The sequence below is a fragment of the Rhodococcus sp. (in: high G+C Gram-positive bacteria) genome (assembly GCF_049591685.1).
Taxonomy (GTDB): Bacteria; Actinomycetota; Actinomycetes; order Mycobacteriales; family Mycobacteriaceae; genus Rhodococcoides.
This window is the reverse complement of the sequence record NZ_JBAWFH010000517.1, coordinates 1-12,353: the sequence shown is the minus strand read 5'-3', so window position 1 is coordinate 12,353 and position 12,353 is coordinate 1. Positions and strand designations below refer to the sequence as shown.

General features: G+C 66.1%; 19 protein-coding genes. 7 read left to right on the top strand and 12 right to left on the bottom strand.

Features of this window, described 5'->3' with window-relative positions; genetic code table 11:
- From WBQ44_RS21200 to WBQ44_RS21185, 4 genes are all read left to right on the top strand, one after another.
- Positions 1-2,269: amino acid adenylation domain-containing protein (locus WBQ44_RS21200; RefSeq protein ID WP_495568641.1), on the top strand; the 2,269-nt coding region annotated here is incomplete at its 5' end.
- The gene (locus WBQ44_RS21195; RefSeq protein ID WP_495568640.1) at positions 2,266-3,132 is read left to right on the top strand and encodes a cyclopropane mycolic acid synthase family methyltransferase; all 867 of its coding nucleotides are present in this window, start codon (positions 2,266-2,268) and stop codon (positions 3,130-3,132) included. The genes WBQ44_RS21200 and WBQ44_RS21195, both read left to right, overlap by 4 nt.
- Before the next feature lie 71 nt (positions 3,133-3,203).
- The gene (locus WBQ44_RS21190; protein WP_495568639.1) at positions 3,204-4,772 is read left to right on the top strand and encodes a tyrosine-protein kinase domain-containing protein; all 1,569 of its coding nucleotides are present in this window, start codon (positions 3,204-3,206) and stop codon (positions 4,770-4,772) included.
- The gene (locus tag WBQ44_RS21185; RefSeq protein ID WP_495568638.1) at positions 4,769-5,425 is read left to right on the top strand and encodes a S1 family peptidase; all 657 of its coding nucleotides are present in this window, start codon (positions 4,769-4,771) and stop codon (positions 5,423-5,425) included. Before WBQ44_RS21190 ends, WBQ44_RS21185 begins: the two co-directional genes overlap by 4 nt.
- On the opposite strand, the gene WBQ44_RS21180 is transcribed toward WBQ44_RS21185, so the two are convergent.
- The 7 genes from WBQ44_RS21180 to WBQ44_RS21150 form a co-directional block, all read right to left on the bottom strand.
- The gene (locus WBQ44_RS21180) at positions 5,426-5,677 is read right to left on the bottom strand and encodes a hypothetical protein (protein WP_495568637.1); all 252 of its coding nucleotides are present in this window, start codon (positions 5,675-5,677) and stop codon (positions 5,426-5,428) included. It lies immediately after the preceding gene.
- A 32-nt stretch (positions 5,678-5,709) separates the two neighbouring features.
- Positions 5,710-5,946, bottom strand: a complete 237-nt coding sequence (locus WBQ44_RS21175; protein WP_495568636.1) for a hypothetical protein — start codon at positions 5,944-5,946, stop codon at positions 5,710-5,712.
- A 497-nt stretch (positions 5,947-6,443) separates the two neighbouring features.
- Positions 6,444-6,638 (bottom strand): helix-turn-helix transcriptional regulator, encoded by a 195-nt coding sequence (locus WBQ44_RS21170; protein WP_495568635.1) that lies wholly within the window; start codon positions 6,636-6,638, stop codon positions 6,444-6,446.
- Entirely contained in the window at positions 6,635-7,039 is a 405-nt protein-coding gene (locus tag WBQ44_RS21165) for a hypothetical protein (protein WP_495568634.1), read from the bottom strand. The genes WBQ44_RS21170 and WBQ44_RS21165 overlap by 4 nt, the downstream gene beginning before the upstream one ends.
- A gap of 63 nt (positions 7,040-7,102) precedes the next feature.
- Positions 7,103-7,249, bottom strand: coding sequence for a hypothetical protein (locus tag WBQ44_RS21160; RefSeq protein ID WP_495568633.1), 147 nt, complete (start codon positions 7,247-7,249; stop codon positions 7,103-7,105).
- On the bottom strand, positions 7,246-7,629 hold the full coding sequence (locus tag WBQ44_RS21155; RefSeq protein ID WP_495568632.1) for an STAS domain-containing protein: 384 nt from the start codon (positions 7,627-7,629) through the stop codon (positions 7,246-7,248). Before WBQ44_RS21155 ends, WBQ44_RS21160 begins: the two co-directional genes overlap by 4 nt.
- Positions 7,630-7,745: 116 nt before the next feature.
- Positions 7,746-8,171: a Rid family hydrolase gene (locus tag WBQ44_RS21150; protein WP_495568631.1), complete on the bottom strand. Its 426-nt coding sequence runs from the start codon at positions 8,169-8,171 to the stop codon at positions 7,746-7,748.
- Between the two features lie 95 nt (positions 8,172-8,266).
- On the opposite strand from WBQ44_RS21150, the gene WBQ44_RS21145 reads away from it, so the two are divergent.
- Complete coding sequence (locus tag WBQ44_RS21145; protein WP_495568630.1) at positions 8,267-8,737, top strand: MarR family winged helix-turn-helix transcriptional regulator; 471 nt, start codon at positions 8,267-8,269, stop codon at positions 8,735-8,737.
- Positions 8,738-8,873: 136 nt separating this feature from the next.
- Here WBQ44_RS21145 and WBQ44_RS21140 read toward each other — a convergent pair whose 3' ends face one another.
- The 4 genes from WBQ44_RS21140 to WBQ44_RS21125 form a co-directional block, all read right to left on the bottom strand.
- A complete protein-coding gene (locus WBQ44_RS21140) occupies positions 8,874-9,203 on the bottom strand; it encodes a hypothetical protein (protein ID WP_495568629.1) in 330 nt (109 codons plus the stop codon).
- 25 nt (positions 9,204-9,228) lie between these two features.
- Positions 9,229-9,360: a hypothetical protein gene (locus WBQ44_RS21135; RefSeq protein WP_495568628.1), complete on the bottom strand. Its 132-nt coding sequence runs from the start codon at positions 9,358-9,360 to the stop codon at positions 9,229-9,231.
- Positions 9,361-9,443: 83 nt separating this feature from the next.
- Positions 9,444-10,127, bottom strand: a complete 684-nt coding sequence (locus WBQ44_RS21130; RefSeq protein ID WP_495568627.1) for an SGNH/GDSL hydrolase family protein — start codon at positions 10,125-10,127, stop codon at positions 9,444-9,446.
- A gap of 26 nt (positions 10,128-10,153) precedes the next feature.
- Positions 10,154-10,735 carry a hypothetical protein gene (locus WBQ44_RS21125; protein ID WP_495568626.1) on the bottom strand — a complete coding sequence of 194 codons (582 nt, stop codon included), beginning with the start codon at positions 10,733-10,735 and terminating at the stop codon, positions 10,154-10,156.
- A gap of 280 nt (positions 10,736-11,015) precedes the next feature.
- Between WBQ44_RS21125 and WBQ44_RS21120 the strand changes: the two genes are divergently transcribed.
- Positions 11,016-11,270, top strand: a complete 255-nt coding sequence (locus WBQ44_RS21120; protein ID WP_495568625.1) for a hypothetical protein — start codon at positions 11,016-11,018, stop codon at positions 11,268-11,270.
- A 99-nt stretch (positions 11,271-11,369) separates the two neighbouring features.
- Entirely contained in the window at positions 11,370-11,717 is a 348-nt protein-coding gene (locus WBQ44_RS21115; RefSeq protein WP_495568624.1) for a VOC family protein, read from the top strand.
- On the opposite strand, the gene WBQ44_RS21110 is transcribed toward WBQ44_RS21115, so the two are convergent.
- The coding region (locus WBQ44_RS21110) for a DMT family transporter (RefSeq protein ID WP_495568623.1) at positions 11,689-12,353 on the bottom strand (665 nt) is incomplete at its 5' end. The two genes, WBQ44_RS21115 and WBQ44_RS21110, sit on opposite strands and share 29 nt — an antisense overlap.

Sequence of the window (12,353 nt, the reverse complement as noted above, 5' to 3'; positions counted from 1 at the left end):
ACCGAGGTCGGCGGACTTCGTGACCGCGATCTGGGCGGTCGCCAGAACCGGGGCCGGTTACCTCCCCATCGACCCGACGCAACCGGCGGCCCGCGTCCGGGAAATCCTCACCCACGCGCAGCCGGTCGTCGGCATCGGCGCCGAGGGATTCGGGCATCCCGGGGAGCACTGGCTGACGATCCCCGGCGCTGCGACGCCCACGGTCGCGCACCAGGCAGACCACGCGCCGCAGCACGCAACCGTCGACGACACCGCCTACGTCATCTACACCTCCGGATCGACCGGCGCGCCCAAGGGCGTGCGGGTGACGCACCGGGGTATCGCCGACCTCGCCACGAGTCAGCGTGAATTGTTCGACGTGACACCCGAGTCGCGCGTATTGCAGTTCGCATCACCGAGTTTCGACGCATCGCTGTTCGAGCTTCTCCTCGCGTTCGGGTCCGGTGCCGCGGCCGTGATCGTCCCCGCCGACGTCTACGCGGGACGCGAACTCGAGAGCTTCGTCGACGGGCACGGCGTCACGCATGCCTGCCTGACGCCGACGGTGCTGCAGGTCACCGACCCCGCCGCCGTGCCGTCGCTCGAGGTCGTCATCATGGCCGGTGAGGCCGTCAATTCAGCTCTGCTGCAACGGTGGTCGCACGGGCGCACGGTATTCAACGCCTACGGCCCCACCGAGGCGACCATCATGGGCACCTGCACCCGCTCGCACGATCACGCCGGCCCCGTCACCATCGGGGGACCGGTGCGCGGCTTCGACGCCGTGGTGCTCGACGGCCGCCTCCGGCCCGTCGGCGACAACGTGGTGGGGGAGCTGTACCTCGGCGGCAACGGACTCGCGGAGGGCTACCTCCGGCAACCGGGACTGACCGCGTCGCGATTCGTCGCGAACCCGTTCGCTGACGAAAGACTCTACCGCACCGGCGATCTCGTCCGCTGGGTCGACCGCGCCGGCGCCCGCGAACTCGAGTACGTCGGACGCGTCGACTCTCAGGTCAAGATCCGCGGCCACCGCGTCGAACTCGCCGAGGTGGAAGCCGCACTGCTGCGCCACCCCGGCGTCGAACAGGCCTGCGTCGTCGGCCACGGAGGAGCACTCGCCGGGTACATCGTCGGAACCGCGTCACCGCGATCCGCCCGCGACTCGCTGACCCGGACGGTGCCCGCCTACATGGTCCCCAGCACCGTGACCACGGTCGACGCCCTCCCGATCACGTTGTCCGGCAAGGTCGACACCGGTCGACTACCGACGCCGTCGGTGCCGACGGATGCGCAGGTCGCGCCGTCGACGACGCTCGAACACCTCGTCCGGGATGCCTTCAGTGATGTGCTTGCCGTGCCCGCCGACCGCATCGGCGTCGACGACAACTTCTTCGACCTCGGCGGCCACTCGCTGTCGGTCGTACAGGTAATGGACGCGCTCGGTACCGGACGCGGCCGCCCCGTCCCCGTCGGATGGCTGCTGATGCACCCGACGGTCGCGACCCTCGCGGGCAGGCTCGAGGCGGGCGATACCGACTCGGGAGGCGTCTTCGACGTGCTTCTGCCGTTGCGGGCGGAAGGCGTCGGCGCCCCGGTGTTCTGCGTGCACCCGGCTATCGGCATTGCGTGGAGCTACCTTTCGCTGCTCGGAGAGACCGACCGACCCGTGTACGGCCTGCAGATCCCAGGGATCGCGAGTGGGGAACGCGCGCCCACCTCGATCGACGAGCTCGCCGACCGCTACGTCCTCGAAATTCGCGGCGTGCAGGCGAACGGCCCCTATCACCTGCTCGGATGGTCGCTGGGCGGCGTCATCGCCCACGCCGTCGCCACCCGGCTGCAGGCCGACGGCGAGGAGATCGCGCTGCTCGCCCTCGTCGACGCGCAGCTCGCCGCCCCCGCCGAGGCGGCAGAGTTCGGCGTGGACGATCTCGCGCGCCAACTTGGGGTGACGGGACACTCGTTCGACGAGATCGTGGCCCGGTTGCGCACAACGAGAAGCGAATTGGACTTCCTGACGCCCGACCACCTCCGCAGGATGTACGAACCCGTCACGCAGGCGGCGGGCTGGGTCGACGCCTACGAGGTGCCGGTGTTCAAGGGCGAGATCGTCTACCTCGCCGCACGCGGATCGCGCGGCGCGGAACACTGGAAGAACTTCGTCGACGGCGACATCTCGGTGCGCCGGGTGGACGCGGAACACGAACACATGCTGGGTGAAGAAGGCGCCCGCGCACTGGGTCGGGTACTCGGTAGCACTTCTGTCACGGAGGGCGTGGCCTTATGAACAAGAAATTGGAACCGTACGTCGACAACGTGCAGGCGCACTACGACCTGTCGGACGAATTCTTCGAACTGTTCCTCGACGACACCATGACCTACAGCTGCGCTTACTTCGAGCGGGAGCACATGACGCTCGAGGAGGCACAGATCGCGAAGATCGATCTGGCGCTCGGCAAGCTCGACCTGCAACCCGGTATGACTCTGCTCGACATCGGCTGTGGCTGGGGCGCTCTCGCGAAACGAGCAGCCGAAAAGTACGGCGTCGACGTCATCGGCCTGACGCTCAGCCGGAACCAGTACGAACACGCACGCACGACGGTGGCGGGCCTCCCCGGCGTCGAAATCCGGCTTCAGGGCTGGGAGGAATTCGACCAGCCCGTCGACCGGATCGTCAGCATCGGAGCCTTCGAGCACTTTCGGCGCCAGCGCTACACGGCATTCTTCGACAGGTGCCGGAAAGTGCTGGCCCGCGACGGCCGAATGTTGTTGCACACCATCGTGATGCGCCCCCTTGCCGAGGTGATGGCCAGCGGAGTGGTGTTCACCCGCGAGGACGCGCACTTCGTTCGGTTCATCATGCGCGAGATCTTCCCGGGCGGGCAACTGGCCCAATCCGACATGGTCGTGTCCAAAGCCGCCGACGCCGGGTTCGCGCTCGAACGCGAGCAGGCACTCGGCCCGCACTACGCCAAGACACTCGACGAGTGGACGAGACGGTTGGAAGCGCGACGCGACGAGGCAATTGCCTTGTCCTCGCTGGAGAATTACGACCGCTACATCCACTACCTCACCGGCTGTTCGTTCAGGTTCAAGGACGGGCGCATCAACGTCGTCCAATTCACGCTGACGCCGGGGACCGTGCCATGAGATGACGAGCCGAACGGTCCTGAGCACGAAACTTTTCAGACAAGCGTTGCAAAGAAATTAGGGAGCCCACAATGGAAATACAGGACTACCTTCAGATCCTGCGAACACGATGGATGGTCATCGTCGTCACCGTTGCAGTCGCGGTGCTGGGCGCACTCGCGGTCTCGCTCCTCACGACACCGACCTACCAGTCGGCCAGCCGGGTGTTCGTCTCCACCTCCGGTGGATCGACCGTGAGCGAGACGTACCAGGGCAACCTGTTCTCACAGCAGCGCGTCGCCTCGTACTCCGAACTCGTCACCGGTGAGACGCTCGCCGGCCGCACCATCGACGAGCTCGGCCTCGACATGACTCCGGCGGAGCTCGCCTCCATGGTGACCGCGACATCGACGCCCGACACCGTGCTGCTGGACATCGTCGTCACCGACGAGTCGCCCGCAGAGGCCCGCGACATCGCGAACTCCCTCGCGACGCAGCTGACCACCCTCGTCCGCGAACTCGAAACACCCGAGGACGGCGGCGCACCCGCAGCCGGCGTGCGATTGGTCGAACAGGCGAAAGAGTCGTCGACGCCCGTCAGCCCGAAAACCACCCGCAACCTCGCCCTCGGCGCGGCGGTCGGCCTGCTCCTCGGTATCGCCCTCGCCGTCCTGCGTGACCGCCTCGACAACAGCATCAAAACCCGAGCCAAGCTCGAAGCCGCAGCCAAGACGCCGCTCGTCGGCACGCTGCCGTTCGACAAGACGCTCAAGGACACCTCGATCGTGGAATTCGGTGCAGCGCACTCGCCCAGCGCCGAAGCGTTCCGCGAACTCCGCACCAACCTGCAGTTCCTCGAGGTCGACCACCCGCCGCGCGTCATCGTCGTCACCAGCGCCGTTCCGGCGGAAGGCAAGACCACCGTCGCAATCAACCTCGCCCTCGCACTCGCCGAGGCAGGCCACCACGTCGCCCTCGTCGAAGGCGACCTCCGCCGACCCCGCGTGTCCAAGTACCTCGGACTCATCGGCTCCGTCGGACTCTCCACCGTCCTCGCGGGCCAGGCAGACATCTCCGACGTGCTGCAGCCCAGCAGCTACGAAGGCCTCGAAGTGCTCGCATCCGGGCCGCTGCCGCCGAACCCGTCGGAACTCCTCGGCTCGGAAGCATCACGCCGCGTCATCGACGAGCTCCGTAGCCGCTTCGACTACGTCATCATCGACGGTGCCCCGCTGCTCCCGGTGACGGACTCCGCGCTTCTGACCACGCACAGCGACGGCGCACTCGTCGTCGCACGCTTCGGCCACACCAGCGAAAGCGAGGTAACCCGGGCCGTTGGGAACCTCGAGAAGATCGGCGCGCACATCCTCGGCGCCGTGTTCACAATGATGCCGTCCGGCCGCAAGGGCGGCGACAACTACTCGTACTACTACGAGACGGACAAGTCGATCCCGCGCCAGACACCGAACCCCGTCACCCCGGGATCCGTCGCACACTGGGATGCGCCAGCAACCCCGACTGCTGCGACGCCGCCTGCATCCGGGGTGGCGCCTTACGGCTCGGCGCAGCCTTCGCCGCGGCCGTCGACCGTGTCGACCCAGAAGCCGGAGGGTGCGCCGTTCAACGGTTCGGCGCCGGTGTCGCGGAGGTACAAGGAATGAGGGCGCTTGCGGTCGTCGGTGCCGCTGCCTTCGGGATCGCGCTGGCATCGGCAGCACCAGCGGGGGCGGCACCGACCGCAGTGGTCGGGCCCGGCACCGGATACGTCACCACCGGCGGCATCGACGACCTGACGGCCTGCTCGTTCGCGGCAGTGGGCTACGACAATGCAGGACGACTCGTCGGCCTCACCGCCGGGCACTGCATCCTCGCACCCGGACTGCCCGTCACCCTGATCGGAAACCCCGGAGCCGGACCCGTCGGAACCACCGTCTCCGGTCACTGGGGACCGGACTACGGCGTCATCCGACTCGACCCGGCCAAGGTGATCCCCGTGTCGTCGACGGGTGGGGTGACCGTCACCGGAATCGGACCCGCAACCGTCGGAGCACCCGTCTGCAAGAGCGGCGCCGCCACCGGCACCACCTGCGGAACCGTCCTCGACGTCCGACCCGACACCGACGTCGTCACCGCGGCCCCGACGCTGTGGGCTGACTCCGGCGGACCACTCGTGAGTGGAACGACGCTCGTCGGTATCGCCAGCCACGCCGACACCGTCCCCGTCATCGGACCGACGGTGTTCGCATCGGCGGCGGAGTCGCTCGCCCGACTGGGCGCCGGCGGCGGAGTGGGCGCCGGGTTCCGGCCGGTGTAGTCAGGCGACGTCCGGCACGGCCTTGGCGATCAGCTCCTCCGCCTCGGCCGCGGTGGCCGCATAGCTGACGTTGCCGAAGCGGTGCAGGTAGTCGCCGTAGATCGACGACACCTTCTTGTTCGCGTTGTCGAGGGCGACCACCCGCTTGCCCATCATCGCGGCGAGCACCGCGGCATGGCGCCTGTCGGCTAGGACGACGGGCGCATGGTTCAGAATGCGCTGCGCCGAACGGATATTGAGCGACGCCAGCATCGGATACGATTTTTTCAACACGGATGATTTTTTCAACACGGATACAGCCACGGCACGGTGCCCGGCTTGGTGAGCGCGATCCTGGTCGGATACCGAATAATGTTCCAGCGTCTTTGCTCGGCCTTTTCAAGGCCCCAATCGAACTCGACGGAGTTGCGCCCCGTGTCTACGGAGCCGTGATCGACGCCCTCGGAGTCCTTGCGCATCAACCTGACCACACCGGCACCCGAGCCGCCCGGGTGCTCGGCGATCTCCGCACCGAACGCCAAGTCGGGCAGTACTCGACGGTGTTGTCCGGGAAAGCTTTCAGAGTCTTCTGGTACGAAAGGTTTTCGCGAATCAGCAGGGTGAGGTTGGCGTCGCTCCCGTAATCGATGTTTGCGGGAGCACGACGATCTTGCTATCGGGATTGGCTGCGATCACTCGCTCGCGAAACTTCTGGTGCCATGGCCATCTATCGCCGAAGTTGCCGCCGCCGCGGAGGAAGATAGTGCCTGTGCCGATCTTCTTGCGCAGCAGTGCTTGGTTGTGGGAATACACGTCGCTCTCGTAGAAGATTCCAGCGCCCAGTTGCTTCAGGTACGCGACTTCCCCTGGCTAACTCAAAGAGTCGCCGCGTTTTGGTATCCAGAGAAGCCGAGAAGAGCGACCCGCTCGCCGGGCGTCGTATGCCTGCGCAGGACCGCGGGCGTCTCGCGGCGAATCGATTACAGCGGTTCCGACGTCATGCGCTCATCATGCCCTGCAACTTCGATGTTCGTGCCGGTCAGGCTCGGGGGTCGAAGATGTCCTCGATCGTGCACCCGAAAGCCTCGGCGAGACGGAAGGCGACCGGCAAGCTCGGGTCGTAACGTTCCTTCTCGATCGAGATGACCGTCAAACGCGTGACCTCGATCCGCTCGGCCAATTCGGCCTGGGACCAACCCGATTCGATGCGCCGGCGTCGTACATCGTTTTTCACGCCGACAGCATCTTGCGACGCGCGAGCGCGTATCGCACCGTGCACGAGGCGGCCGCGAACAGCAGGAGCGTCAGCAGCAGCAGGTCGGCGGGTACATCCCTGCGCGTGAGGGACACCGCAGCGAGTCCGACGCCGATGACAACGATGAGATCGGTTGCCGTACCGCTCAAAGCGGCACTGAGCCAACGGGATTCGACATCGTCGTCGGACAGTTCCGGCTCGGGCCTGGCGGGTGCGACGCAGAGCAGCCACCCCGCGGCCACTCCGACTGGCAGGGTGCAGAGGCCGAAGACCAGGGCGGACAGGGCGGGTGCGACGGGCGACAGCCAGCCGGCTAGCGCCGCCATGACGGCCGCGATCGCGACACCGGTGATGCAGGCAAGGATCCAGCGACGCGTCATGACATCTCCTGATGTATAGGCGGCTATACGTATAGCGGACTATACATCAAGGATGCAGGCGGCTCAGCGGCCTTCGTCTCGCGGCGGACGCGCCTCGAGGAACATCTGCAGGAACGACGACGTACCCGCGCCGGACGAACCGCCGGAGTCCGCGCTGAGTTCGACGGACTCCGACGATTGGTCGGAACCCGGGTGCTGCTGAATCGTCATGACGAGACACCGGGCTCCGGCATCGTGTCGACGATCAACGCCCCCGCCCCGAGAACGTCGAGAATCATGCGGACGGGGCGCGTCGGAGCGAAGACGCGAACGCTGCGGTCCGTCGACGATGCCGCGTCGATCACGGCGGTAGCAGCTCCTGAATACATGAACGACACCGCAGCGAGGTCGACGACGACATCGGCCCCGCCCGACAACAGCTCATCGAGGGTGTCGATCAGATCGAAGCGCGCCGTCATGTCCAGATCGCCGGAAGCGCGGAGTACAGCGAAGGTGGGCGAGTACGACTCGACGTCGATCGAAAACGGAGGTACCTCATCCAGCGTCGCCGCCGTTGCGTCGACGAAAAGCGGGTGTGCTGCTGTGATCATCCTTTACTCCCATGCGTCCGAAGTCCCCTGTGCTTCTGTGGACAACTCTGTCAGGGGAACATCTCTTCGTCGGAATGGTTTCATCACAGCAATGTGACCGATTGGTAACGGAACGGTCACGCCGCCTCGGGGAGAATGGCCGTCACCCGGATCTCGACGCGCATGCCCGGCGCGCCCAGAGCCGCGACCCCGATCTCCGTCCAGATGGGTGCTCGATCGCCCATCCGCAGCCTCATTTGCTCGACCATCACCCGTCCGGTGAGTTCGCCGATGAACCCCGTCGAAGTCTCCGGGATGTGGAACGAATCGAGCGCGACGACATCCGACCATGACGCGCCCGCGACGGCGAGCGTCCGCTCCACATTGTCGAACGCCTTGACGATCTCCTCCTCGAGGTCGGCCGGGAAGTTGATTTCGTCGTCCCACCCGCCCTGACCCGAGATGTCGACGCGGTTGCCGACCCGGAGTGCCTGGCTGTAGCGCAGGTTCTCGAGCATGTAGTCGCCGTAGCCGGGGGTGACGAAGAATTCCGGTGCGTTCATGGTGCTTGCCTCTCGCTTGATAACTTCATCCTTGAAGCAAAAGTAGCATGTTCACTTCACGCTTGAAGCGTCGATTGCGTCGGTAGGGTGTCCGCATGGCACCGGACGACGACGAGCTGTGGCTGAACCCGGCCGAAAAAGCCGCGTGGACAGGACTCGTATCCCTCGTCCTACTGATGCCAGGCCGCCTCGAAGCCCCGCTTCAGCAGAAGTCCGGCATCACACTCTTCGAGTACCTGACCCTCAGCCACATCTCCGAAGCACCCGAACTACGCCTCCGCATGAGCCAGCTCGCCTACCTCACCAACGGCTCACTCTCCCGGTTGTCCAACGTGGTCAAACGATTCGAACAACGAGGCTGGGTCGAACGCTCACCCGACCCCGACGACGGCCGCTACACCATGGCCGCACTCACCCCCGCAGGCTACGAAGTAGTCGAAGCCGCCGCACCCACCCACGTCCGCGCAGTCCGGCAATACGTACTCGACCCGCTGACGGAAGAAGACAAAACAGCCCTCGCCCGGATTTCGGAGAAGCTCAAAATCCGGCCGGAGGACCTGGCCTGAGCTGTGCTGTGGCCCATGGTGCATGGCGGGTCGCTGGCCGGGGTGCCGGTTCGCTGGCCGGGGTGCCGGCATCGATGTGCCGTGGCAACGGCTAGACGGTTGGAATGTGACATCGATGCGGGGTGGGGGCGGTGCGTCAGGTGTCGAGCTGGGCGTCGACGAGGTCTTTTGCGTCCTTCAGGCCCAGCCCGTCGTGCTTCTCGCGCAACGACTTGATGGCCATGATGCGGCTGTCGGTGGAGGCTATCGACGCGCGGACATCGTCGGGCGGAACCGTCGCGGGGTCGAGCGGTTGGCGCAGGGGTTTCGGTCGAAGCCAGTCCACGAGCACGACGGCGCTGGCAACGGCGAACAATATCGACAGCCAACTGCCCTCGACGATGCCGTTGACCAGCGTGAATAAGGCGCAGGCGGCCACGACGACGGCGACGATGCGTCGTAAAATTGCGCGTTTACCGGTAGACATCCGACGAGCTTAACGAACCGGCCGCTCAGAGCCGTCCGGTCGCTGCGACCAATGCGAGCGCGGTGAGCACCGCCAACACCAGCGCTACGACGCCGGCGACCTGCACCGGATGGCTCGAGCCGGGTGGACGAGGGGTGCTGTTTCTTCGGATCTTCACCCATGGATTGTGCAGTAAGAGCGACTGAGTTTGCTCGGGGGCCAGAAATCTTACCGAAGTTGTTATTCGCATAGTGCAACGTGTCACACGGTTGGTTTTGTGTCGAGGCCGGCGGCGTCGCGAACCTGCTCCGCCATCAGCCGCGCCGAGTCCGCGGTCGGGTGAACTCCGTCGAACGTCGACCCAGGCTGTCGCAGCGTCGCGGCAAAATCGACGACCGGCACGCCGCGCTCCGCAGCAAGAGAGCGGATTGCGTCGTTCATCAGCTCGCCCGACGCGGACCGGGCAGGCGGCACCGTCGCGAGGATGACCGTCTCGACATCGCTCGCGCGGTCCAGGATCGCCCGCAGGTTCACGATCGTTTCCTCCAGCGGGATGGATCTCGCCTGGTCGTTGGTACCCCCGTTGACCACCAGAACATCCGGGGCCGCTGCCAAGGCGTCGCCCACGCGTCCGGCGATCTGCGCGGTTGTCTGCCCCGTCTTACCGGCGTTGAGGCCGTTGGCGGCGGGTGCGTCACCACCACATACGAGGTGCGAATACCACGACGTGTCACCGTAAATCCCCCAGGCGACGGCTGAATTGCCCTCCGCAATGGAGTCTCCCAACGCGACGAGCCGCGGACCCTCGTTGCTGGTGGACCAACCGAAGCACTGCGCGTTCCAGACGTACAGCGCAGGCGTTTTGAGCGGTCCGACGACCAGAACGGCAGCGACCGCGGCGGTCACACCCGCGGACAGCAACAACCTACGACGGGTCCGAGTCACCCGTGCATTGTGCAGTACGGACAGTGCTACCTCGAGCTACCCGTGGACGGGAGCCGGTCGGGAATGATCTGCAGGCCCGGCGGTGGGCAGAAGGTGCGATCGCAGAGGTCGAACATCGGCCCCGGCGCGTCCGGATTGACGAACGTCATCCCATCCGGCGAGGTGCACGACACCGCACCGCAGATCGTCCCCAACGGGAATCCGTATGAATCCAACGGCGCAGCCGGCGGAACCACCGGATCTACCTGCCGAGGTGCCTGCGGTTGGGTGTACGGGGTCGGGGTGTATCGGGGTTGAACATCCTGGGGTTCGGTGTACTGCGGTTCGATATACAAGGGCTCGGGGCTGTACGCAGGAGGCCCCGGCTCGACGGCAGCAGGTGGGGCAGGATCCACCGACGCGACCGTGCTCGGCGGAACGAGGGTCGGCGTGTTGGTCGAGGTGGATGCCTTCGACGGTGAGGCGCTGGTCGCGGTGACGGAGACGGGTGCGTCGTCGTCGCCTCCGGAACATCCCGCTGCGAACAGGGCGACGGCCATCGTGAACACGACCGCAGCGATCGGACGGCGTCGGCGGCAACCGTCGACACTGTTCGAACGGTCCGGCATCTGTCCTCCATGGCCCTCGCTCGAGCAATACGGCCCCGCCAACGAGACCAAGCGTCACGGTACCCGATGGCGGCTGCCGAAAGAGCGTGCGCACATGCTGTGGCGCCCGCGAGATTCGGGCCGGATGCATTGCTTTGCAAGCGTTTACAGGCCCACCCGCCGGTTCGAGCCGGGTCGCAGACCTTCGCGCCCAATCAGCGTCGGCCGCGGTGGACGCGTCGGCGGTATCCGTCGTACGATCATTCGGCCCGCGAACGATGTATCGAGGACGGCCAGAATCATGCGCAGCTTGAAATTCACACTGTCGGTCTTCGGGCTGTTCGCCGGCGCCGTCGTAGGATACGTGTGGATCTACGCGGCGTCGCAGCCGGTGCGCGTCAACTACGCCTTCGTGGTGGGGCGATACGACCCGGGGGTCCTGCAGGTTCTGCGTGAGTACCTTCCGCTGATCGCGCCGGTTCTCGGTGCCCTGATCGGCTGGATCGTCGCAACAATTCTGGCGCGCGCGGGATGGCGCATGACTCGCGGCCGATAGCTGCGCGACGGGCGTCGGCGATTGTGGGCTCATCGGCGGCCCGACCGGTTTACGATTTCGCTCTGTCGTGTCGAATCGGGTCTGCGGGAGGAACGAGAAATGAAGCTCGACAACGTTGTCGCCGTCCTTCCCGTCGAAGAATTCGACGCCGCCCGACTCTGGTACGAATCGCTGCTGGGGCGGGCACCCGACATGGAACCCATGGACGACACGGCCGAGTGGCAGATCGCCGAGAACGCCTGGATCCAGGTCAGCGTCAACCCCGCCACCGCAGGTAAAACCGGCGTCGTCCTCGGCGTCGCCGACCTCGACGCCCACATGGGCGACCTACGCGATGCAGGCATCGACGTCGGGGACATCGTCGAATATCCGGGTGTGGTGAAGACACTCGACGTCGACGACCCGGCGGGCAACACAATTACGTTCGTGCAGGACCTGCAGGTCTGACGGATGATCTGACCACGACGGCGCCTGCCGCGCACGCGATGACCGCGATGCCGCCGACGGCCGTCTGCCACGTCAGGACCTCGCCCAGCAGCAGAGCCGCCCAGCAAATCGTCATGACGGGCTGCACCAGTTGCACCTGACTGACCCTGGCCATCGGCCCGATCGACAGGCCCCGGTACCACGCGAAGAAGCCGAGGAACATGCTGACGGCGGAGAGGTAGCCGAACGCGGCCCAGGCGAGAGGCGTCCCCGTGGGTGTCTGCAGCGCCATCGAGATGCCCGCCAGGACAACCATCACCGGCGACGCGACGACCAGAGCCCACGAGACGGTCTGCCACGCCCCGAGTTCGCCGGCCAGCAGCCCGCCCTCTGCGTAACCGATAGCGGCGGCGATCACCGCGCCGAACAGCAGCAGATCCGACCAGTGCAGAGCGAGCGAGCCACCCCCCGACCCGAGGGCGAACACGACCGCGGATACAGCCCCGACCGCAGCTGCCACCCAGAACGCCGTCGGTGGTCGCTCGCGGGTGCGGATGACGGCGACCGCTGCCGTCGCCGCCGGAAGCAAGCCGATGACCACGGCGCCGTGACCCGCAGGAGCGGTCTGCAGCGCGAACGACGTCAACAGCGGGAACC